22 protein-coding genes are annotated in these 22181 nt (G+C 56.6%); 3 read left to right on the forward strand and 19 right to left on the reverse strand.

Annotation, left to right across the window (positions count from 1 at the left end; translation table 11 throughout):
- Positions 1-42: 42 nt before the first annotated feature.
- From flgK to flgB, 10 genes are all read right to left on the reverse strand, one after another.
- Positions 43-1953: a flagellar hook-associated protein FlgK gene (gene flgK / locus KJS40_RS06890; RefSeq protein ID WP_213539589.1), complete on the reverse strand. Its 1911-nt coding sequence runs from the start codon at positions 1951-1953 to the stop codon at positions 43-45.
- A 124-nt stretch (positions 1954-2077) separates the two neighbouring features.
- Positions 2078-3100 (reverse strand): flagellar assembly peptidoglycan hydrolase FlgJ, encoded by a 1023-nt coding sequence (gene flgJ, locus KJS40_RS06895; protein ID WP_213539590.1) that lies wholly within the window; start codon positions 3098-3100, stop codon positions 2078-2080.
- A complete protein-coding gene (locus KJS40_RS06900) occupies positions 3100-4155 on the reverse strand; it encodes a flagellar basal body P-ring protein FlgI (RefSeq protein ID WP_244859741.1) in 1056 nt (351 codons plus the stop codon). Before KJS40_RS06900 ends, flgJ begins: the two co-directional genes overlap by 1 nt.
- 123 nt (positions 4156-4278) lie before the next feature.
- Positions 4279-4980 carry a flagellar basal body L-ring protein FlgH gene (locus KJS40_RS06905; protein ID WP_213539592.1) on the reverse strand — a complete coding sequence of 234 codons (702 nt, stop codon included), beginning with the start codon at positions 4978-4980 and terminating at the stop codon, positions 4279-4281.
- A gap of 64 nt (positions 4981-5044) precedes the next feature.
- The gene (flgG, locus tag KJS40_RS06910; protein WP_213539593.1) at positions 5045-5827 is read right to left on the reverse strand and encodes a flagellar basal-body rod protein FlgG; all 783 of its coding nucleotides are present in this window, start codon (positions 5825-5827) and stop codon (positions 5045-5047) included.
- Between the two features lie 319 nt (positions 5828-6146).
- Positions 6147-6899, reverse strand: a complete 753-nt coding sequence (locus tag KJS40_RS06915) for a flagellar basal body rod protein FlgF (RefSeq protein WP_213539594.1) — start codon at positions 6897-6899, stop codon at positions 6147-6149.
- A gap of 209 nt (positions 6900-7108) precedes the next feature.
- Positions 7109-8329 carry a flagellar hook protein FlgE gene (gene flgE, locus KJS40_RS06920; protein WP_213539595.1) on the reverse strand — a complete coding sequence of 407 codons (1221 nt, stop codon included), beginning with the start codon at positions 8327-8329 and terminating at the stop codon, positions 7109-7111.
- A gap of 56 nt (positions 8330-8385) precedes the next feature.
- The gene (gene flgD / locus KJS40_RS06925; RefSeq protein WP_213539596.1) at positions 8386-9054 is read right to left on the reverse strand and encodes a flagellar hook assembly protein FlgD; all 669 of its coding nucleotides are present in this window, start codon (positions 9052-9054) and stop codon (positions 8386-8388) included.
- 24 nt (positions 9055-9078) lie between these two features.
- Entirely contained in the window at positions 9079-9498 is a 420-nt protein-coding gene (flgC, locus tag KJS40_RS06930) for a flagellar basal body rod protein FlgC (RefSeq protein ID WP_213539597.1), read from the reverse strand.
- 14 nt (positions 9499-9512) lie between these two features.
- Entirely contained in the window at positions 9513-9920 is a 408-nt protein-coding gene (gene flgB, locus KJS40_RS06935; RefSeq protein WP_213539598.1) for a flagellar basal body rod protein FlgB, read from the reverse strand.
- 467 nt (positions 9921-10387) lie between these two features.
- Here flgB and flgA point away from each other — a divergent pair, with 467 nt between their 5' ends.
- The 3 genes from flgA (at position 10388) to KJS40_RS06950 (ending at position 12297) form a co-directional block, all read left to right on the forward strand.
- The gene (gene flgA, locus KJS40_RS06940; RefSeq protein WP_213539599.1) at positions 10388-11116 is read left to right on the forward strand and encodes a flagellar basal body P-ring formation chaperone FlgA; all 729 of its coding nucleotides are present in this window, start codon (positions 10388-10390) and stop codon (positions 11114-11116) included.
- 382 nt (positions 11117-11498) lie between these two features.
- Positions 11499-11819, forward strand: coding sequence for a flagellar biosynthesis anti-sigma factor FlgM (flgM, locus tag KJS40_RS06945; protein WP_244859742.1), 321 nt, complete (start codon positions 11499-11501; stop codon positions 11817-11819).
- Between the two features lies 1 nt (position 11820).
- Positions 11821-12297, forward strand: a complete 477-nt coding sequence (locus KJS40_RS06950) for a flagellar protein FlgN (RefSeq protein WP_213539600.1) — start codon at positions 11821-11823, stop codon at positions 12295-12297.
- A gap of 53 nt (positions 12298-12350) precedes the next feature.
- Here the strand turns inward: KJS40_RS06950 and motD are convergent, their stop codons facing one another.
- The 9 genes from motD to motB form a co-directional block, all read right to left on the reverse strand.
- A complete protein-coding gene (gene motD, locus KJS40_RS06955) occupies positions 12351-13265 on the reverse strand; it encodes a flagellar motor protein MotD (protein ID WP_213539601.1) in 915 nt (304 codons plus the stop codon).
- Between the two features lie 203 nt (positions 13266-13468).
- On the reverse strand, positions 13469-13711 hold the full coding sequence (locus KJS40_RS06960) for a hypothetical protein (RefSeq protein WP_213539602.1): 243 nt from the start codon (positions 13709-13711) through the stop codon (positions 13469-13471).
- A 99-nt stretch (positions 13712-13810) separates the two neighbouring features.
- Positions 13811-14551 carry a flagellar motor protein gene (locus KJS40_RS06965; RefSeq protein WP_213539603.1) on the reverse strand — a complete coding sequence of 247 codons (741 nt, stop codon included), beginning with the start codon at positions 14549-14551 and terminating at the stop codon, positions 13811-13813.
- Positions 14533-15261 (reverse strand): RNA polymerase sigma factor FliA, encoded by a 729-nt coding sequence (locus KJS40_RS06970; RefSeq protein WP_213539750.1) that lies wholly within the window; start codon positions 15259-15261, stop codon positions 14533-14535. The genes KJS40_RS06965 and KJS40_RS06970 overlap by 19 nt, the downstream gene beginning before the upstream one ends.
- 8 nt (positions 15262-15269) lie before the next feature.
- Positions 15270-16169: an AAA family ATPase gene (locus KJS40_RS06975; protein WP_213539604.1), complete on the reverse strand. Its 900-nt coding sequence runs from the start codon at positions 16167-16169 to the stop codon at positions 15270-15272.
- Positions 16162-17805, reverse strand: coding sequence for a flagellar biosynthesis protein FlhF (gene flhF, locus KJS40_RS06980; protein WP_213539605.1), 1644 nt, complete (start codon positions 17803-17805; stop codon positions 16162-16164). The genes KJS40_RS06975 and flhF overlap by 8 nt, the downstream gene beginning before the upstream one ends.
- Positions 17802-19880 carry a flagellar biosynthesis protein FlhA gene (gene flhA / locus KJS40_RS06985; protein ID WP_213539606.1) on the reverse strand — a complete coding sequence of 693 codons (2079 nt, stop codon included), beginning with the start codon at positions 19878-19880 and terminating at the stop codon, positions 17802-17804. Before flhA ends, flhF begins: the two co-directional genes overlap by 4 nt.
- Positions 19877-21058, reverse strand: a complete 1182-nt coding sequence (gene flhB, locus KJS40_RS06990; protein WP_213539607.1) for a flagellar biosynthesis protein FlhB — start codon at positions 21056-21058, stop codon at positions 19877-19879. Before flhB ends, flhA begins: the two co-directional genes overlap by 4 nt.
- 184 nt (positions 21059-21242) lie before the next feature.
- Positions 21243-22172, reverse strand: coding sequence for a flagellar motor protein MotB (gene motB / locus KJS40_RS06995; protein ID WP_213539608.1), 930 nt, complete (start codon positions 22170-22172; stop codon positions 21243-21245).
- Positions 22173-22181 lie beyond the last annotated feature (9 nt).

Below are 22181 nucleotides of genomic sequence, written 5' to 3' on the forward strand. Positions count from 1 at the left end.
AGGTTATCCATCAGTCCGATGGCGCATGCCTGTATCCGCTCGTTACCTTGTAATATCAAGCAGCGCGTCGAACATCTGGTTGGCCGTCTGTATCACCTTGCTGGCGGCGAGATACGCCTGCTGGTAGCGCATCAGATTGGCGGCTTCTTCATCCAGATTCACGCCCGATTCGGATTGCTGCAAAGCTTGTGCCTGGCTCAGGAGTGCCGACTGGGCGCTACTGGTGACGTCCAGTTCACGGGTCTTGTTACCTATCAGGCTGACCACCTGACTATAGGCGCCCTGATAATTCGCCGTACCACCCGCTAAAGTGCGGCTACTCTGCAATGCACCCAGCAGCAACCCATTGCGATTGTCCGTCGTCACGTTGTCGTTGGGGCCGATGCTGAACGTATCTCCCGGTTTGGGTATTCCCGTGAGGGTCACGGTCCATCCGTTGAAACTGATCGGGCTGCCGGAAGTGAACGCAATACCGGTCGGGTTACCGGTTCCGTTCCCGCTCACGTCGAAGGTCGTAGCGCTGGTGAAGGTAAAGGTGACCGGTTCTTTAAGATTGGGGTTGGGCGGCGGCGGGGCATCGACACTGCCGGCGCTGATGCGTCCGGTGCCGGCGTTGGCAAGCGGAGTGTCGGTCCGGATCGGTGCGGCCACGGCGATCAGATCGGTATCCTGGATGGCCACCTCAATTTGCCCCGCGCCGTTTATCGTGGGCCGGATCAGAAATTCATCGCCTGCAACAGCAGTGCCGAAAGCAATATTCAAACGCACGCCATCCACAGTCTGCGGGAGTGTTGCAAAGGTTTGGGCGACGCCGTCGTTAAGCCGCATGAGGGTGTAGTTGGTGCCATCGTACCGCAGCCGATAATCGCTGGTGGTAAGGGCGTTGTAGCCCGTGATATCAGCGGCAACGACCGCGCTGCCGGTATTCTTTGCCGATGCCGCGACCGATGGGCTCGGTATCGTAAAGAATTCGCCACCCAGGTTGCCGTGCACATCCTGCCCCAGCCGATGCTGGTCGTTGAATGTGCCCGCCAGACCGATAGCAACGCGCCCCAGGCCGTTGCGGGCTGCATTGAGTTCGCCGTTGCGAAATTGCAGCAGCCCGCCCAGCTTGCCCCCATCCAGGCTCGATTCCTTGATTGGTAAAGTATTACCACCGGTAACATAACCTATTTCGAGGCGTTGCGGATCCACTGGAGAAGCTGTCGTAGCGAGCTGGAAAGCGGTTGAACCCACGACCAGGGACTGGCCCGTGCCGATGAAGATGCTATAGCTGCCATCGCTCTGTTCAACGACCTTGGCGCGAACTTCATTGTTGAGCTGCATGACCAGTTCGTCGCGCTGGTCTCGCAAGTCATTTGCCGGTTGGCCGCCTGCGCTGCCCTCGGCCAGGCTGATGGTTGCATTCAACTCGCCAATTTTCGCACCCAGCGTATTGATGAGCGAGACACTATTCTCGATCTGTGCGTTCACCCCATCCTGGATTTTATCCAGGCTGTCGTTCAGCGACTGGAAACGCCGTACCAGCACCTCGGCGTTGGACAGCATGGATTGCCGGGAAGCGATGTCGGATGGACTGGTGGCAACGTCTTGCACGCCACCGAAAAAATCTTGCAGCGCCGGCGCCAGGCCCAGCCGGCCGGTCGGGTCCGCCAGTAGCGTATCTATCTGGCCCATCTGCGCAAAGTAGGTGTCGAGCTGGGCCGATTCCGTTTTTGCCTGTGCAACCTGGCTTACCAGCAACTGGTTATATACGCGCTTAACCGTATCGACCTGCACCCCACGCCCGATGAAGCCGCTGCCGGTGGCTTGCGCGCCGCTCGCCGACTGTACGGTTTGCTGGCGAGTGTAGCCGGGCGTGGCTGCATTGCTGACGTTGTGGCCGGAAACGAGCAACCCTTGCTGAGCCGCGTTGAGCGCGCTGAGACCGATACCAAAAATGCCGTTAGCCATATTGTCTCCAGATCTTCTTGTCCGTATTCATGCGATATTAACGACTCAGGATCAAAAATATTTAGTCCGTTTAGTCCAACTTGGCAGTGTGCAGGACAGCGAGGGGAAATATCGGCAGTGGCGCTTACAGCGGTGCTTCGCCGGACCACTGGGTGGTCCTGATGATCTGGCTCAGCTTGTCCGCATAATCCGGGTCGGTTGCATATCCCGCCTGTTGCAGGCCTTGCGCGAAACTTTCTGCATCAAGGCCTTGCACCGCCTGTGCCAGCACTTGCGCATAGCGCGGGTTGCTGCGCAGAAGATTGGCATAGTCGCCGAAGGCATCCGCATAAGAACTGTAAGCCCGGAATTTTTCCACGCCCTTGCGAGCCACGCCGTTGACGTATTCCGTCGTTACGGATTCCACTACAGGGCCTTTCCAGTTGGCGCCGGCCTTTACGCCGAACAGGTTGTAGCTGGGTGTGCCATCTAACCCGCGAAGCTCGCGTTTGCCCCATCCGCTTTCCAGTGCAGCCTGCCCCAGCATGAACAGCGCGGGTATGCCAGTCGCCTGGCTGGCCTGCTGCGCGTACGGCATCAGCTTGGCCTGAAACTCCATCACATGTGAGTGCGCTCCGGGTTGAGCCACTACCGGAGTGAGCGATTCCGCTCTCGGGTTTGCCGGTGGTGCCAATGGACTCGATGGACTCGACAGCCTCTGTTCGGCTGCGGAGGCCGGTGGCTGCGCACGTTGCTGGGTAATCGGGTTTGATTTTAATCGCACCAGGGACGAAATATCCCCGGCAGGCCGGTGACCCTCGATGGCGGAAGCCGGTCCAGATGTTTCCTGTTTCGGTTCCGGCGGCAATCCGCCACGCAGTTGCCGTATCATGACATCGGCCAGACCCACGCCACGGGAGGCCATGCTCTGCGAGAGCTGCTGGTCGAGCATCGACGTGTAAAGGCGGCTCTGCTCGCTGTCCATCAAGTCATCCTGCGGTGTGGCGTCGCGCATGGCTTTCAGCATCATGTTCATGAACAGGGCTTCAAACTGCCGGGCTGCGGCTTCAAGACCGGCCTGACCATCTTTTTTTGACGCAATGCGTAACTCATCGACCGCCTGCACATCCAGGGCGAATTTGGTAGACAGATCAGCCGAGGCAACCATCAGATGACCTCCAGTTCCGCCCTTAGCGCGCCAGCCGACTTCATCGCCTGAAGAATCGACAGCAGATCCTGCGGCGTCGCGCCGATAGCATTCAATGCCTTCACCACTTCGGCCAGCGATGCACCTTCAACCATTGTCAGCATCCCCGACTCCTGCTTGATCTCGATCGTCGAGCGCTGCGCCTGCACCGTTTGCCCGCTGGAAAACGGTCCGGGCTGGCTGATCACCGGTTCGGTGCTGATGACTACCGATAAATTCCCGTGGGCAATGGCGCAGGCATCAACCGTGGCCGACTGGTTCATGACCACCGAGCCGGTGCGGCTGTTGACGATAACTCTTGCCTGAGCCGGCGCAGGACTAATATTCATGCTTTCCACTTCCGCGATAAATGCCACGCGCTGGTCGCTGCCCTCGGGTGCTCGCACCTGAATCGCCCGGCCATCCATTGCCAAGGCGGTGCCCTCACCGAAGCGGCCGTTGATCGCCTCCACTATCCGCCTGGTCGTGGAAAAATCGGTAGTGTTAAGGTCGAGCCGTATGCCATTGCCCTGAGTCAGCACTACAGGTACCGCCCGTTCGACCGTTGCACCGCCAGAGATACGTCCGGCATTCAAATGGTTGACCTGTACCTTGCTGCCGCTGGCGGCAGCACCGATTCCGCCAACCAGCAAGTTGCCCTGAGCCATCCCATAGACTTCGCCGTCAGCACCCTTGAGCGGCGTCATCAGCAATGTGCCGCCGCGCAGGCTTCTGGCATTGCCCATGCTGGAGACCGTCACGTCGATAATCTGGCCGGGCTGAGCAAACGACGGCAGCACGGCCGTTACCATTACGGCAGCCACGTTTCTCAAGCGCATGTTGGTGCCGGGCGGTACGTTGATGCCCATCTGCATCAGCATGCTGTTGAGCGTCTGTATGGTAAATGGCGTCTGGATAGTCTGATCGCCCGTGCCGTCCAGTCCCACAACCAGTCCGTAGCCGACAAGCTGGTTTGTGCGCATCCCCTGGACCGAGGCAAGATCCTTGATGCGCTCGGCGTGTGCCGGGCCCGCCATGGCGCAGCATCCGATCCACAGAATAGATAGTAAGTGAACGACAGACTTGAAGAATGGAGGGATCATGGAATCGCTGGGACCACGGTAATCATTCAATTTTTAGCGCAATAATTCATGCGTTTATTAAAACGGTGAGACAGTCAGGAAAAAGCGCGAGAGCCAGCCCATGGTCTGTGCCTCATCGATGTAGCCGTTGGCCTTGTACTCGATTTTTGCGTCAGCCACCTGCACGGACGAAACCATGTTGTTGATGACGGTCTCGGGACGGACCACGCCGGAGAAACGGATGTACTCGGTGCCCTGCGTCATGGATAGTTGCTTTTCGCCGCTTACCACCAGGTTGCGGTTCGGCAGCACTTCAAGCACGGTAACGGTAATCGTGCCGGTAAAATTGTTGGCGGAAGCCGCTTCGCCTTTACCTGCAAAATCATTGGCGGTAGAGGCGCCCATGTCCACTTTTTTAGTGATGGGAACACCAAATACAATAGGCGGGATACCCACATTTACCTCGCCGTTTTTATTGACACTACTATTGGATTTCTTGCTTGCGTTGGTTTTTTCGTTGAGGACGATCACTATCGTATCGCCCACCTGGCGCGCACGGCGATCTTCAAATAACGGCCGGTGCTGAATGCCCGCCTGATAAATCGCTCCATTGGCCGGCGGTATCCCTGCCTGCGCCGCGCGGGAAGATAGCGGCTGCTGCACGATCGATGCGGGGGCCGGGAGGGTTATGCACCCTGACAGCCCGAACAGAATGGCAACCATAAGCACGAGAGATGCCGCCAACTGTTCGCTTCGTGCGGCGAAAATATTTGCAGTCATCGGGCTGCCCGCATGCTCACGGCATATGGCCGCTCGCCAGTCATTGTTTCTATAATTTGCCACATTACATTTGTGACAGGCGCTGCAGCATCTGATCCGAGGTCTGGACCGCCTTGCTGTTAATCTCATAGGCACGCTGGGTCTGTATCATGTTTACCAGCTCCTCCACTACGTTGACGTTGGAAGTTTCCACGTAGCCCTGGTTCAGCAATCCGGTGCCATCCGCACCCGGCGTGTTGAGGTTGGGGGTGCCGCTGGAACCGGTTTCGATAAAGAGATTCTCACCGACAGCCTGCAAACCCACCGGATTGATGAAAGTAACAAGCTGCAGCGAACCTACCTGGGCCGGGAGAGGAGCATTCTGCTGGGTTATGGTGACAACGCCATCGCGGCCAATGGTAACGCTCTGAGCATTGGGAGGAATGGTGATGGCGGGCTGAATCTGATACCCGCTCGACGTGACGAGCTGCCCCTCGGCATCAATCTGGAACGAACCATCACGCGTGTAGGCTGTCGAGCCATCCGGCCGCAATACCTGGAAGAATCCCTGGCCGTTGATCGCCACATCCTTCCAGTTGCCGGTCTGCTGCAAGTTGCCCTGGGTATACACGCGCTCCGTGGCGACCGGCCTTACGCCGGTACCGATCTGCAGGCCGGATGGCAATTGCGTCTGCTGCGATGATTGCGCGCCAGGCTGGCGCAACGTCTGGTATATCAGGTCCTCGAACACGGCGCGCGAGCGCTTGAACCCATTAGTGCTGACATTTGCCAGATTGTTGGCGATGACATCCATCTGGGTCTGTTGTGCATCCAGACCGGTCTTTGAAATCCAGAGTGAGCGAATCAAGTGGTTCTCCTGAAGGTTAAGCGGTAAGGGCGCTGTGCAGCCACTAACCGAGGTGCGATATTTGCGACATCGTATAACAGCGCCGAGATGGCCAGCGCGTGGAAAAGAGGGTCAATTCCGTGTTTCTTCCCGGTTTCATCTTGATTCGATACGACGAAATCGTCCTGTGCATAACGCAAATTGATCGATGTTGGATTAGGCGTAATGCGCTATGCGCAAGTAGGTCGGGCTCCGCCCGACAATCAAAAACGATGTCGGGCGGAGCCCGACCTACTTGTGGATTATTGCAAGGATTACAGTGGAGTCTGGCGTTCGGGTATCAGCCGTTTACCGACAGGAGGACACTGGCGCGTTGAGCATTACCCTCGGCATTCTTGAGCATCTTCATGTGCATTTCAAACTGGCGCGAAAGCGAGATCATGTCGACCAAAGCCTCGACTACATTGACGTTGCTGCCCTCCAGCGCGCCGCTGCTGAGCGTGACCTCGACATCGGCCTCGGACTCGCCGCCACCCACTAGTCGGAACAGCCCATCCAGGCCACGCGTGAGTTGGGCCTCGGGAGGATTGACCAGCTTGATGCGGCCAATTGTGGAGGAGATACTCGGTTCATTCGCGCCTGCGCCTGCCGGCACGGTGGAGACCGTCCCGTCCCTCCCCATCGTGACGACGGTATTTGGGGGAATGGAAATCGGTCCGCCGTCGCCCTGTATATTCAGGCCGTTGCGAGTCTGCAATATCCCGCTGGAGCTGATATGCAGGCTGCCGTTGCGTGTGTACGCTTCGCTCCCATCTTCCAGTTGCACGGCGATCCATCCCGGTCCCTGTATTGCTACGTCGAGTTCACGCCCGGTATGCTGCTCGGTACCGGGGCGAAAATCCGCGCCAGCGCTGGAATCCACCACGAATGCCCGTGTTGCCAGCGTATTACCGAGGATCGGCACGGCCCGTAACACACTGGTCTCGGCACGGTAGCCAGTCGTGTTTGCGTTCGCCAGATTGTGCGACATGGCGGCCTGTTGCCCCAGCGTATGCTTTGCGCCGGTCATGGAAACATAGATCATTCGATCCATGATTACTCCTGTGGTAGGTGGATTTTTTAAGTAGGGTTAGAAACCCATGTGGCAGGTTGAGCAGCCTCTGAAACGAACCTCGATTGCAGATATCGCCGTGCATCACGTTTTCGCAACGGTGAAATACGAAATCGAGGTCTAGCGGCCTGTCGGGCTTAAAGGAAATCGGCTGCTAGCAGTTGCGGTCGCTTATGCCCTCATGCTTACCATCATTTCAGATTCACTATCGTCTGTAATAGCTGGTCTTGTGTCTTGATGGTTTGGGCATTGGCCTGGTAGATTCGCTGGGCAGTAATCATATTGACGAGCTCCGAGGTAAGCTCCACGTTCGAATCCTCAACTGCGCCGGATTGCAATACACCCAACCCTCCAGTATTGGGTACGCCCACCAATGCAGCGCCAGAGGCGGCGCTTTCTTTCCAGGTATTATTACCGCGCAATTCCAGACCCTGGGGATTGGCGAAATTGGCTAGCGCCACCTGTCCCAGGGTTAAAAATTTTCCGCTCGAATAGCTGCCGCGGATTATGCCGTCGGCCCCGACGGCAAACCCGGTGAGCCGACCTGAGGTATAACCGTCCTGCTCCAGCGCGTTGATGCCGAAGCTGGATCCAAACTGGGTCGTGCCGGTGAAATCAAGATTGAAAGCCAGAGGATTGGCACCGGTGCTGACCGGCGCCGCTACACTGAATATACTGGAACTTAGCGGGTCGAGCGCGCCGTTGGACAAGAAATTCAACGCGCCCACCGATGCGCCGCCATTGAGCAAAGCGCCATCATTGGCCGCAAAGACATCCCAACTATTGGTGCCTGTCTTGAGGAAATAGGCCGACAGTGTGCTCGGGTTGCCCAGGCTGTCGTGAATCGGCAGAAAGGTTGAACCATGGTACGTTGTCGGATCAACCAGGTTGAAGGCAGCGGAACTGAGTGTCGGTTCGCGCGAATCCAGGTTAACAAGGGCGCTCACCAGCGTGGTTGCCGCGGGCGGCAGGTCGGCCGTCGAGATCTGCAAATCGGTTGGCGCGGCGGTACTGACCACGCCGGTTGCGTTCGCCGTATACCCGGTGAGGCGCTGGCCGCTGCTGTTAACGATGAACCCATCCTTATCCGGATGGAATTGACCGTTGCGCGAATAGTTGATGGTGCCCTGATCGCTCAGGCGAAAAAAGCCGCCGCCGTTGATCGCAACATCGAGCGGATTGCTGGATGCGGTAATGCTGCCCTGATTGAACTGCTGCGCGATTGCGGCAACCTTGACGCCGATGCCGGACTGAACGCTGCTGCCGCCCGAAAGTGAATTGGCGAACACATCCGCAAACTGGGCCTGAGACTGCTTGAACCCCACCGTATTGGCATTAGCCACGTTGTTGCCGATCACATCCAGGTTTTTCGATGCTGCGTTCAAACCACTTAAGCCTTGCTGGAAACTCATGATAACTCCTTGGATAGCGCCTCATCCATGAGGCGGAATACTCGATAATGCCCGGTTTAAAAAATCTGTTTGATATCGGTCAACCCCACCATTCCAAGCGTTCCGACATTCAGCCGGACGCCTTCATTTCCCTGGGAAACGCCCTGAACAGAGCCGAAGGCCAGCGGTTGCGCATCGATCTTCTGGTCACCGCGCGACGCTGCTACGCTGAAGCTGTACGTACCATCGGCGGCCTGGACACCCTCGGTGGTCTTGCCGTCCCATGCCAAGGCCAAGGGACCGGCTGGCAGCGCATCCAGATCCATAACCCGGATTGCGCGGCCTGAGGCATCGTGTATCGTTACTTTCACCTGATCCGCCGCTTGCGCCAGTTCCACGCCGAATATTCCGCCGCCACCCGCCAACCTTAGATCGGACCCGGGCACGAGCACGTCTTTACCGATCATGGTGGCAGCCTGCAGAGATTGTCCCGCGTTAAAGTTGCTCGCCATGGCCTGGATAGTGGCATTAAGCTTTTCGATACCGTTGACCGTACTGATTTGCGCCAGTTGCGAAGTCACTTGAGCGTTATCAAGTGGGTTGAGAGGATCCTGATTCTTCATCTGCGTAACCAGCAGCTTGAGAAACCGGTCCTGGGGATCATCCGCCGCCGGTTTGGCCGTATTTTTTGCACCATACGTTGCAAAAAGATTTGAGGCCGATTGTGTATCCTGGATTGTGCTCATGGTTTTTCCTTGTTGTGCGATTGCTTATTGCCCGATGCTTAGAGTCTTCAGCAGCAGGGTCTTTGCGGTATTCATCATATCCACATTATTCTGATACGAACGCGAGGCGGAGATCATATCGACCATTTCCTCCACCACATTCACATTCGGCATGGTCACGAAACCTTCCTCGTTTGCCATCGGATGGCTGGGTTCGTATATCAGCTTCATCGGTGATTGATCCTCGACTACCCCCGACACCTTTACCCCATTGGATGCGTTGTTGGGATCGGCGCCGGCTACTGACGGGATACTCATGAACAGCACCTGTTTGGCCCTGTATGGCTGGCCATTGGAACTCACCGCGCTATCGGCGTTGGCGAGGTTGCTCGCCACCACGTTCAGGCGTTGATTCTGGGCTGTCATCGCCGAACCGGCGACGGTAAAAATATTGAACAGGGACATGATGCAATCTCTCCTTAACCTTGAATGGCAGCCCGCATGATTTTGATCTGGTCGCTGATGAATGTGAGGTTGGCCTCGTAGTGGATAGCGTTGTCAGCAAACTGACTGCGCTCGATATCCATATCTACCGTATTGCCATCCACGCTTCCCTGTATGGCGGCGCGATACATCAACGGCGCGCCGGCTGCGGCTGCCCCGCCGCCACTGCTTGGCGACGCAATATGATTCGGAACATTTGTTGCCAGTTTGACGACCTTGTTGCCGCCGGTATTCTCCAGCGCGTCCTTGAAACTGATGTCGCGCGCCTTAAAGTTCGGCGTATCCACGTTGGCGATGTTGGACGCGATCAATTGCTGGCGATGGGCCCGCAGATTGGCGGCATCCTCGTAAAAGCGAAATGTCGCGTCAAGTTTGTTTATCATGAATTCTCCTCAAGTACATGCTTCCGATACCGGTATTGATTGGAAATTGCGCTGCTGCCATGGTATTTCACTCCTGATCGGTCCAAAAGAAAGATCAGCAGGGTTAAAACCCTTTATCTTCGGGTTTAAGCGATCTTTCGCTTTCTAAGTCCTTTCCAGTAATGGGCCTTCCCCTGTGATGCGAGGCTGCCTCGCCAACTATTCCGCAGCCACAGGACCACAAATCCAGTCTGCTTGTCGAAAGGAAGAAATGGGAGGAGGCAATCAATGCCGTTTTCCTGCAGGATCAAGAGGTCCGGATCAGGTTGATTGCGTTAAACATGATGCGTTGTCATGCATGCGGGCAATTCATCAAATAACGGCCCAAACCCGCCTCAGTTCGACATGCTGCCGAGGTGGCCCGCAGACTAGAATTGCGGCCAACCCCGGTTCACCCTGATCCAGGACATTTTTTTGAGGAATTCGCCATGCCCATCGTGTCTCGCCATGTACTTTCCTGCGGCCTGAGCTTTGTCGCCCTTCTCTCCCTGTCCGCTGCGGCATTGGGCTCGGCTTCGGCATCGGCGAACGCTAGGCAGGATCCGCGTCTTGTCCAGGATATTGTCTTGAACTTCCTGCATACCCAGTCGGCCGGTCTGCCCGGTCAGCCTGAAATTACGCTGGGTGCAATCGATCCCCGGATCAACCTGCCCGCCTGCGCCGCACTTGAGCCGTCCTTGCCGCCCGGCAGCCGGCCGTGGGGCAATACCACTGTGATAGTGCGTTGCACCGTGCCATATCAATGGACGATTTACATACGCGCCATGGTAAAAGTCATTGCGGATTATGTTGTCAGCGCCAAGCCTCTGACGCAAGGACATATGCTTACCGCGGCGGATCTGGCCACCCGCAGCGGCGATCTGGCGCAGCTTCCGCCGGGTGTTGTCACTGACCCGAATCTGGCTTTGGGTAGAACGCTCTCCGGCAGCATTTCTTTCGGAAGCCCGTTACGCCAGGACATGCTGCGCGCACGAGCGGCAGTGATGCAGAATCAAAATGTGAAACTGGTCTCCAGCGGACGTGGATTCAGCGTAACGGCGGATGGTAGAGCGCTCAATAACGCCGCTGAGGGACAGCTGGTGCAGGTTCGTATTGCTTCGGGTTCGGTGGTGAGCGGGACCGCCCGGGCCGGAGCAATAGTGGAAGTAAGTTATTGATGGACCGCAGACTGTAGACTGTAGGGCCGTAGGATGGGTGGAGCAGAGCGCAACCCATCACGTTCGTTTCATGAAAGCAACTTTCCAGCCGTGATAAATTGCATTATCGGCTCAGCCATGGGTTTGCCATATGGGGCCAGACGCAAATTCTGATGGGTTATGCTCTGCTCCACCCATCCTACGAACTATTGCACCCATCCTGTGAACTATTGATGGATCGTAGAACTGCAATGAGAATTTGGTCAAATGTGTGATGGTTTTTGCCACTGATATAAAAGGCTTTTCAGGTTGAACCTGTTGTGCCACAGATTTTGGCAAAAAAACTCAAGTTTCTTCCGAGGTCTCCGTTACACTGCTTACAATCAATTGTAGGAGCAAATCCGTGCAGATAGAAAATAACATCAAAACCAACGCTACCAAGCCCATCGGCGAGGCGAGCGCTGGCAAACCCGGGCAAATGGCAGTGGGCAGCGTGCCTTCAAAAAGCCAGAATGCTTCAGTGGGCGGAAAAGATAGCGTTCAACTGAGCATACAATTGCAAAGCATCGAAAAAAAATTGGGGGATGTCGAAGTTTTCGACGCCGTCAGGGTAGAGGAAATCAAACGGGCAATCAGCGAGGGCCACTTCACCGTAAACCCCGGCAAGGTCGCCGATGGTTTGCTCGACACAGTGCGCGACCTGATCCATAGGGGGAAGGGTTAACTTGACCAACAGTATTTTCGATCCCGTTGCCTGCATCAGCCGCGAGCGCGACGCAACGCGGGACTTCATCGATATTTTGCGCCGGGAGCAAGCTGCATTACAGCAGCCGGGCGCATCTCTGCTGCTGTTGATCGCCAACGAAAAAGCGCATCAGGCCCAACAATTGGCTCAACTGTCGGATGCGCGCAACTACTGGTTGAGAAAGCTCGGCTATACTCAAGACCACATCGGCATGGAACGCGGTTTACGCGATAGCCCCGCTGCTGTCGGTGCGTGGGAGGAATTGCTTCAATTGGCGGAAACAGCCAGTCAGCTCAACAAGATCAACGGCATCCTTGTCGGTCAGCGCCTGCGCTACATCCAGCAGGCGATATCGGTATTACAGACCTCGACCCATGGCGGGCAAAGCGCGAGGCTGTATTGTTCGGATGGCCAACCCCAGCCGTTTTTCGGTGGTCGCCAGCTTGGCGAGGGCTGAGTCGATCAGTAAGCTTTCCGATACGGCGCAGTGTGCCAGGCCAACGTACCCAATCAGGTGTCTATCAAGGTAGCAGGTACGGTATTGGATAGGCCGGGTATCGCATCAGGTGAAGCCCCGGTTGAAGTGTCGGATGAACCCTCAGATGAATTCCCGGATAAAATCCCGGCTGAGATATCGGGAAGGCTGGACAGGATCATGATTGTGACTCGCCGGTTTCGCATACGGCCCTCCTCCGTGTCGTTCGGTCCGACAGGGCGATTTTCGCCATATCCCGCTGCCGTAAGCCGCGTGGCATCCACGCCATTGCCGATCATCAACCTCACCACGCTGCTGGCACGCACGGCCGACAGTTCCCAGTTGGAGGGAAATTTTTCGGTGATGATCGGTATATTGTCGGTATGGCCTTCCACCTGAATCGCATGGCTGTCGTTCTTCAACACCTGCGCCACCGCCTCGATCACTCTGCTGGAATCTTGCTGCAATAGCGCCTGGCCGGGCGAAAATAATACGCTGGCATTGATCTCCACTCCCAGGCCCAGGTTGCTGTGAATTACCCTTACCTGCCCATCTTCCACCAGCGAACCGAATACGGCCGTGATTTCGCGGGCGATGATATCCATTTGGTCCTTCTGCTGGCGTTGCGCTTCCACAAATCGACGTGCTTTTTTTACCGCAAGCTCATCGTCCGGCGTTGGAAGGGTCGAAGCGGTAATCGGAGTAGTTTTCGGTGCACGTTTCGGCAATATGACGTCAGGCGTCAGGACTGCCTTATCGCGCCCGTCCGGTTGTGCACCGAACGCACTGACGAACGACCCCGTCAGCACCTGGTCATACTGGCCGTCATTCAAGCGGGAGGCTGCATACATCACAACAAACAGCGCAAGCAGCAGGGTAATGAAGTCGGCGTAGGATACCAGCCACCGCTCGTGATTTTCACGCTCTTCCGATCTGTGTCTGCGCGGCATTTAAGGATTCAAGTGTGGGGTTATGGATGAGTGGTGTTCCGTTCTAGCAGCCTGTCGGACTTAAAGAATCGCAGCGAAAAAGTGACTGGTGAGGGCAGATTTTGGGGATTTTGAAGGCCAATAGTTGTTCTATTGGTCGAAAAGCACCGATATGAAACAGTCAGACACTTTTTCAGCCGATTTCCTTTAAATCTGACAGGCTGCTAGGCCTTGGCGCCCTTTCCTTTATCGGTCGCCCGTCGCCCTGCTATCCGGCGATTCGGATTGCGCCTGTCAGGATTGTTCGCTCCTGGGCTATTCGGGTCGCGACGTTCTGCACCAAGCCGTCTTTCCCCCTGCCGCCTCTCTGGACGCTCCATATCTTTCAATGGCGCTCCCTGGTCATCATCCGGGTTAACTGAATCCTCGATTCTGCTTGTTGTCGTGGTGCGGTGATCTTCTTTCATTATTGCCTTTTGAATGTGTATAAAAATTTGTGTTGCCGTTGGGTATTGCCTTTGGGTGTTACCCTTCTTGCAGCAATAATATTCATTAATGTTTTAGGGTCACGCCAAGTACCCGTTGAGGCGTCCAGTGATCAACCTCGGGTTCTCGCCTTTGGCAATACCGACCAACCCGTCCACCAGCATTTCGCGCATCAGTACCTGACGGCCGATGAGCGTTTTCAGTTTGTTGGCGATGGGCAGGAATGCCAGATTTGCGAGCCCCACGCCATAAATAGTGGCCACGAACGCCACGGCGATCCCATTGCCCAGATGGGCAGGGTCCGACAAATTCTCCATCACCTGTATAAGACCTATCACGGCACCCAGAATGCCGATGGTCGGCGCGTAGCCGCCTGCGGCTTCCCATACTCTTGCGCCTTGGTGATGAAAGTCTTCGAATGTATCGATCTCTACTTCCAGCATGCGCTTCAATACCAGCGGCTCCGTACCGTCCAGCACCAGTTGCAATCCTTTTTTTACGAAAGGATCATCAATACCTTCCACATGCGTATCGAGCGACAGTAAGCCCTCCTTGCGGACAGTGGTGCTCCATATGGCGATATGCTCTACCAATATACCCGCGTCGAGTACCGGTGGAACAAATACCCAGCGGCTCATCTTCATGCCGAGTACGAACTGGCGCACCGGGCTTTGCAACAGTACCGCTCCCAATGTACCCCCCAGCACGATAAGAAGCGGGGTAAACTGGACAAGTGAGCCGAGATGGCCGCCTTCCAGCGCTTGCCCGCCAAAGATGGCAATCAAAGCGACGGCAATTCCGATTATGCTGTTGAAGTCCATGCGCATTCCTTGAGTTTGGCGCGTAAACGCGCAACTGCCTGGCTATGTATCTGACATACCCTGGATTCGGATACGCCGAGAACCGCGCCGATCTCCTTGAAATTCAGCTCCTGCTCATAGTAGAGCCCCATCAATGTTTTTTCTCGATCCGGCAAGCCGCTTATGGCGCCGATCAGCACTTGCCTCAGGTCGCCGTTCAACAGGCTCGCCAGTGGATCACCGCTGGTGTCGACGCAGTTGCGCTCCAGGAAATCGTCATTTTCGCTATCGGAGAAATCTTCATAATGGATCAGCTGCGCACCCCGCGCATCGAGCAGCATTTCGTGGTAGCCTTCGATTGGCACCTCGAGTTCCTTGGCTATTTCCGGTTCCGTGGGCGCACGGCCGAGGCGTTGCTGCAGTGCGTTGATTGCTGTTTCGATTTGACGCATATTCCTGCGCGCCCCCCGCGGCAGCCAATCCATCTGGCGTAATTCGTCCAGCATGGCGCCGCGTATGCGCTGCTGCGCATATGTCGCAAACTGCGCCCCCGGTATTTCCTGGTAGCGATTCAGCGCATCCATCAAACCCATCATGCCGACCTGGATGAGGTCATCCGCTTCCACGCTACCCGGCAGCCTGGACATCATGTGATGCGCGATGCGTTTGACGAGTGGGGCAAACTCGGCAAGATGCTGCTGTTTATCGATTACGCCGGCTGAGGTATACATCATCTGGCTCATCTCGCACCTGCGGCGGTGGCGGTGACGGCGGCATCGGCACTGTTGTTCTGGCTGCTTAGCAGCAGGCATTCCATGAAGCGTTCCAGGCCTGTCTCCTCGTCATCCGGGCAGGGCCAGTCAGCCAGTGATTCCGCTATCCGGCTGAATGCGGCGGCTGAAGCCGTAGCGGGAATGGCGCCGGTTACACGCCGGCCGAGGCAGAGCTTGCCGTCTTGCGGCACAAAACCCATGAAATCGAGTGAAACCGAGAGATGACGCCTGGCTACGTCAGCCATGTTGTCGAAAATCATCTTCGCCTGGGTCTCGGTTCCAGCCTTGTTGACCATTACGTGAAAATGCTGTTTATCCTGATGATGACTACAGGTATGCTTGATCAACGCATAGGCCGCGGTAATCGAAGCGGGCTCGGGGGAAACGACGACCACGATTTCATGAATGGAATGGGCAAGCGTAAGCATCTGGCTGGATCGGCCCGGTGCGGCATCGATGAGTATTACGTCGATCGGTTGAGCAAGTTGCGCGAAACAGCTGATCACATGAGCCTGGTCGGCCGCGCTCAGCTTTCCTAGAACACGCATACCGCGCCCAGCCGGCAGGATGAAAAACCCTCCGGGGCCAGGAATGATCACTTCATCCAGCGTCTTGTCGCGCCGGATTACATCGAGCAAATCACGATGGGCGCTGATACCCAGCGTAGCGCTGACGTTATTGGCGCCCGCATTTTCATCGATTACCAGTACATGCTTGCCGCTGCGTGCAAGGGCGGCCGCCAGACTGATTACCGTAGTTGTCTTGCCTGTGCCCGTGCCACCGGAAGTGATGGTGAGAACATTAAGAAAATTCTGTACCAGCAAGCGACGGAGTCCCTCTGCCTGGTCATGGATGGGCTCAGCCAAGACGGGCCTCGCTTTTATCCGGGTTGCCCGCGCCGATATTGTGGTCCATCACGATCGAGGGGAACGCATCTTCCGACATAGCGCAGGAAGATTCGTCAGGTAGATTATCCAGCGCGCGATTCACCAGAGCCCGGGAGTCAGCCATTTCAAGATCTTCCGGAACGCGCTGGCCGCCCGCTACATAATAAAGCGGCAAGCGATGACGGATTGCGGTGTCGAGCGCGCAGCCAATGGTGACCGCTTCATCCAGTTTGGTGATGATTGCACCCGCCAGGCCGTCCCCCTGATAGGCGTGAGCCACCTCGTCGAGTGTATGCCGGTTGGAAGCGGCATTGAGCAGCAGCAGCCGTTTGACCGGGGTGCCGCAACCTGCCAGCATCGCAACCTGTTCGGCCACCATCTGGTCGCGCTGACCCATGCCCACGGTGTCGATCAGAACCATATGCTTGCCCCGCAACTCAGCCAAGGCGAGGCTCAGGTCCTGCGCGTCCCTCACGGCAAGCACGGTAACCCCAAGGATCTTGCCATAAATCCGCAATTGCTCATGCCCGCCAATGCGGTAACTGTCGGTAGTGAGCAGCGCAAGCTTGTCTGCGCCGTGGCGCACCACGCAACGCGCCGCCAGTTTTGCGGTAGTCGTCGTCTTGCCCACCCCGGTAGGACCCACCAGTGCATAAACACCGCCCTTCTCCAGAATTTCGCGCTCGTCGCCAATGCTCCGGAGATTGGAAGTCAGCACGTTTTTTATCCAGTTCATCGTGTCTTTTTCGCCTTTTCCGGTATTTTCCGCAGGCAGTTGTTCCAGCAGGCTGTGCGCGAGGGAACGGCTGAAGCCTGCCGCCAATACCTGGCGCAGCAGTCCTCCGTGGACCGGGTCGCGTTTTTCCTGATTATTCCAGTTCAGCGCGGAGAATTGCTGTTCCATAGTGCCGCGCAGCGACCTGATCTCTTTGAGCACACTCGCGGCCACCGCGTCTGCCATTTGAAGGGGATCGATTACAGGCGGATTCTTTTTACTGGAAGTATTCTCATCCGGAATAATTTTGCCGGGTGCTTTACGGGTATTTCGGCCCCGTTTTGCGGAACCGGAAACGGAAACCTCCGGCACGGCGGCCTCATTCGTCACGCGTGCCGGCTGGCCGGAATCAATTGTAGAGTGGTTTGTTTTTCTGCCGATTGCCGGGTCCGGTATTGGTTGTGCTACCGGTGCCGTCATTTGAGGGGTTTCAGCAGCCGGAATCGGGGTTACCCTGTCGTTTTCAATTACCGCCGCGCCTGCCCATTGCGCTTGTTTTTCATTAGAAAGACCCGTATCAGGTCGAGCCAGGTTCTTGAAGTCTGTATCAGCTTCAAGGGCATACTTCAGAGCGTTTTTCCTGGCGGAAGGAAGAAGCGCCTGCTTGTGACACCAGAACTCGTCTGCCTCCTGTTCCCGATGTACTTGTGGTGCCGATTCTGCTTTTTCAGACTCGGGCGGCGGTATCATGGCCGTCATGTCATTATTGCTCAAGGCCAATATCTCGACGCCGCCATCCGCCGCACGGTTGGATAGAATTACCCCATCGGAACCAAGTGCATCGCGAACCTTGCGCAATGCCTCACTGGTCGTTTTACCAAAAAATCGTTTGATGCTCATGCTCGGGCTCCCAGAATAGACGTGACTTTAATGTTGCTGGAATCGGGTACTTCGGCGTGTGACAATATCTTGAGCTGCGGAACGGTACGGCGCAGGAACCGGGCCAGCAGTGTTCGCAGCGGTGCGGGCACCAGCAGTACCGGCACGAGGCCTACCTGTTCCTGGCGACGGCTAGCGCCGGAGGCTTCGCGTAGCAGCGTATCGGCCAGGCCTGGCTCTATGCCGACTCCGTTCGGGCTGGCTTGCAAAGCTTGTGTCAGCAGCCTTTCAAGCCCGGAATCCAAGGCGATGACCTGCAAATCGCCCGGCTGCGGCCAAATCTGCTGGACAATCGCCCGACCTAAAGCGATGCGAACCAGCGCGGTCAGTTCGTGCGGGTCCTGAATCCGGACGGCGTGCTCCGCCAGCGCGTCGACGATAGTCCGCATATCGCGGATGTGCACATTCTCTTCGAGCAGATTCTGCAGGATCTTCTGAAGGGTGGAGAGCGGCAGCAGCTTCGGGATCAGATCTTCTACCAGCTTGGGCGAATCCTTCGCGAGACGGTCCAGTAATTGCTGTACCTCCATGCGGCCCAGCAGTTCCGCCGAATGGCCATGTACCAGATGGTTAAGATGCGTTGCGACGACTGTGCCGGCATCCACCACGGTATAACCCAGGGTCTGGGCATACTCGCGCTGACTGGCGTCGATCCAGACCGAGGGCAATCCAAATGCGGGATCGCTGGTCAGGAGGCCAGGCAAACTGGCGGATACCGTACCCGGATTGATCGCCAGGTATTGACCGACGTTGACCTCGCCCGCGCCAATCACAACGCCTTTGAGCGTGAGCCGGTAACCATTGGGCCGCAGTTCCAGATTGTCGCGAATGTGTACCGGTGGCGGAAGGTACCCGATTTCCTGGGCGAATTTCTTGCGTACGCCCTTGATCCGCCGCAGCAGTTCTCCGTCCTGCGCGTTGTCTACCAGCGGGATCAGCCGGTACCCGACCTCGAGCCCCAGGATATCCACGGGCATTACGTCATCCCAACTCGCATCCTGGATTTCCGGCTGTGCAGCGGGCGCGGCCGCGGCGGGAACCGCCGCCTGCCTGTTGCGCTGAATCAGCAGGTAGGCTCCGCCACCCAGCACAGCCGCCAGCAGCAGAAAGGCAATGTGGGGCATACCCGGTATCATGCCCATCAGGCCGATGATCGTCGCGGTCAGGATCAGCACCTGCGGCCTTGAAAAGAGCTGGCCCGCCAGTTGGGTGCTGATATTCTCGTCGGTACCCACGCGGCTTACCACCAGGCCGGCCGCGGTGGAGATGATGAGCGCGGGAATTTGTGCGACCAGCCCATCTCCAATGGCGAGCAGGGTATAGTTTTTAGCCGCGGTAGCAAGGTCCAGGTCGTGCTGCAGCGTGCCGATGATCAATCCACCGACCACGTTGATGATCAGGATCAGGATGCCCGCGATTGCATCCCCCCTCACGAATTTGCTCGCGCCGTCCATCGAACCATAGAATTCTGCTTCCTGAGCGATGGTGGTGCGACGCTTGCCGGCTTCTTCCTCACCGATGAGGCCGGCATTCAGGTCCGCGTCAATCGCCATCTGCTTGCCGGGCATGGCATCCAAGGTGAAGCGCGCGGCAACCTCGGCGATGCGCCCTGCCCCCTTGGTAATCACGATAAAATTGATCACCACGAGAATGATGAACACCACGATCCCTACCGTGTAGTTGCCGCCGACCAGATAGTGGCCAAATGCTTCGATTACCTTTCCCGCCGCATCGGGTCCGGTATGGCCTTCCATCAGTACGATGCGGGTGGATGCCACGTTGAGCGACAGCCGCAATAGCGTTGAAAGCAGCAAAACCGTGGGAAATACCGCGAAATCAAGCGGCTTGAGCGTATGGATGCTGACCAGCAATACCATGATGGAAAGCGCGATGTTGAAGGTAAACATCATGTCCAGCAGGAAGGCGGGCAGCGGCAGCACCATCATGCCAAGAATCATTAATATCAGCAGTGGCCCGGCCAGGCTGTGCACGCTCACGCCACTAAAGAGGTAAGTCAGTTTCTTGATCGAATTCATGGTTTATTCAGGTTTTTCTCATGTTTCTGGGAGGCGGTATTTTCCGGGTCCATTTCAGCCGGTACTGGCAGCGCATCGGGCGGGAGCGGAGCCTTGCCGCCGGATTGGCCGTATGCTTGGTGGCGGCGCAACTGGTAAATATAGGCCAGCACTTCAGCAACGGCGTTATACAGCGCTTGCGGAATTTCATCTCCCAGCTCGGCGTGATGATATAAAGCGCGGGCGAGCGGCGGCGCTTCGAGCAGCGGCACGTGATTCTGCTCACCAATATCGCGGATCTTCTGTGCCAACAGGTGCGCACCCTTGGCAACGACTTTAGGCGCACGCATCTTGCCGTCTTCGTACCTCAACGCAACCGCATAATGGGTCGGATTCGTCACGATCACGTCAGCCTTGGGAATCTCGCTCATCATGCGTTTTCTGGCCATGGCGTGCTGCTGGGCACGGATGCGGGATTTGACGTGCGGGTCGCCTTCTGTTTCCTTGTTTTCCTGGCGCAGCTCTTCCTTGGTCATCTTGAGCTTGCGGTAGTGATCCCAGAGCTTGAATGGTACGTCTACCGCTGCGATCAGCACCATCGTTCCCGCGATGGCCATAAAACTCATGATGGTCAGTTCAGCTATGTGACCGGCGCTTGCCGCAAGCGGCGCTGAAATCAGTGACAGCACTGCTTCTTTTTGATGCCAAACGGTCCAGATCGCCATCGTGCCGATCAACGTGGCTTTAAGGAGCGCCTTGACCAGCTCGACCAGACTGTTCAGCGAAAACATGCGAACCAGGCCTTTCATAGGATTAAGCCGGCTGGGGTCGGGGGTAAGGGACTTCCAGGTAAAAAGCCAGCCGGAGAGCAGCATGGGCGCGAGCAGCGCCACGAGGAACATCAGAATCAGAAATGGGGACAATGCAAAGAGGGCGTGCAAAGACTGGTCGAGCATACGCTCGGTGAGCAAGCCGGAATTGAAGCCGATCTCAGGCGGCACCATCATCCCGTCTTTCATCAGGCTCGCAAGCTCTCGCCCAAGATGACCACCCATCAGCAACAGGCCAGCGCCGGCGGCGATCAAGGCCATGAATGTGGACAGTTCCGTGGAGCGCGGTACTTGTCCATCGTCGCGGGCTTTCTCAAGCCGCTTCTGCGACGCAGGTTCCGTCCGTTCAAGATCGCTATCTTCGCTCACCGCTGACTCCCTGAGGCACATCCATAATCGTGCATATGCCAATTATCGGGTGCTTCAGGAATAGGTCATCGGCGGAAAAGAGCGAACTTCCGCCCGCAATTCCGTTTTAACCTGAATCCAGGCGTCGCCTGGAGTCAGGTTAAAGTATTTGAACGGCTTTTATTAGCGTCGGACCTGGAGGTCTTTAACTGCTATCGGCCAAGCGTAGCGCTTGCGAATTCACTACCGTGCCGCTTTTGATTTTTTTGGTTTCACCACCTTCCTTGTCAAGAGCCGCCGTGGCTTTTTTACTCATTACGATAATGCTGATGCGGCGGTTGATGGGATTAACCGGGTCATCCTTATCGAAAAGCGCAGCGGAACTTAAACCGACCACCCGCATGATCTTTTGCTCGCTCATGCCGCCCGCGACAAGTTCACGCCGCGAGGCATTGGCCCGGTCCGCCGACAGTTCCCAATTGCTGTAGTGCTTCTCGCCGCTCGCATAGGGCGTTGCGTCCGTATGACCCGAGAGGCTGACCTTGTTCGGCATCTCGTTCAGCACGTCGCCGAGCTTTTGCAGGATATCCCTGGTATGAGGTTCCAGTTCAGCCCTGGCGAGCGCGAACATGGGGCGGTTCCGGTCGTCGACAATCTGGATACGCAGCCCTTCAGTGGTAATATCCACCAGCAACTGCTTCCTGAACTGGCGCATGGTCGGGTTGGATTCTATCAACCGTTCCAGCCGGTCCTTCAAATCCTCGAGTCTGAGCTTATCGAGGCGCTCCAGTTCAGCCTGCGCGGCCTTGAGATTGAGAGGCTTCGTGTCAGCGTCGGAAGGGTATCTTTTGAGCTGCCCCTTCTGTTTCGCCAGATCCTGGCCTCCTCCCTGAATGATGCTTGTGCCATCGTGAGTGCCATGGCCTCTCGAGGGCATGACCTGCAGCGGCGTCTGAAAATACTCGGAAATGCCTTGCAGTTCGGCCTTGCTGGAGGTGCTGAGTAACCACATGAGCAGGAAAAATGCCATCATTGCGGTGACGAAATCCGCGTATGCAATCTTCCATTGGCCGCCGTGATGGACACTACGCCTTGTAATTTTTTTGATTACAATGGGACGAATCTGGTTAGCCATGGGTGCTTC

It is taken from the genome of Nitrosospira sp. NRS527 (assembly GCF_018406445.1).
GTDB classification, from domain to species: Bacteria; Pseudomonadota; Gammaproteobacteria; order Burkholderiales; family Nitrosomonadaceae; genus Nitrosospira; species Nitrosospira briensis.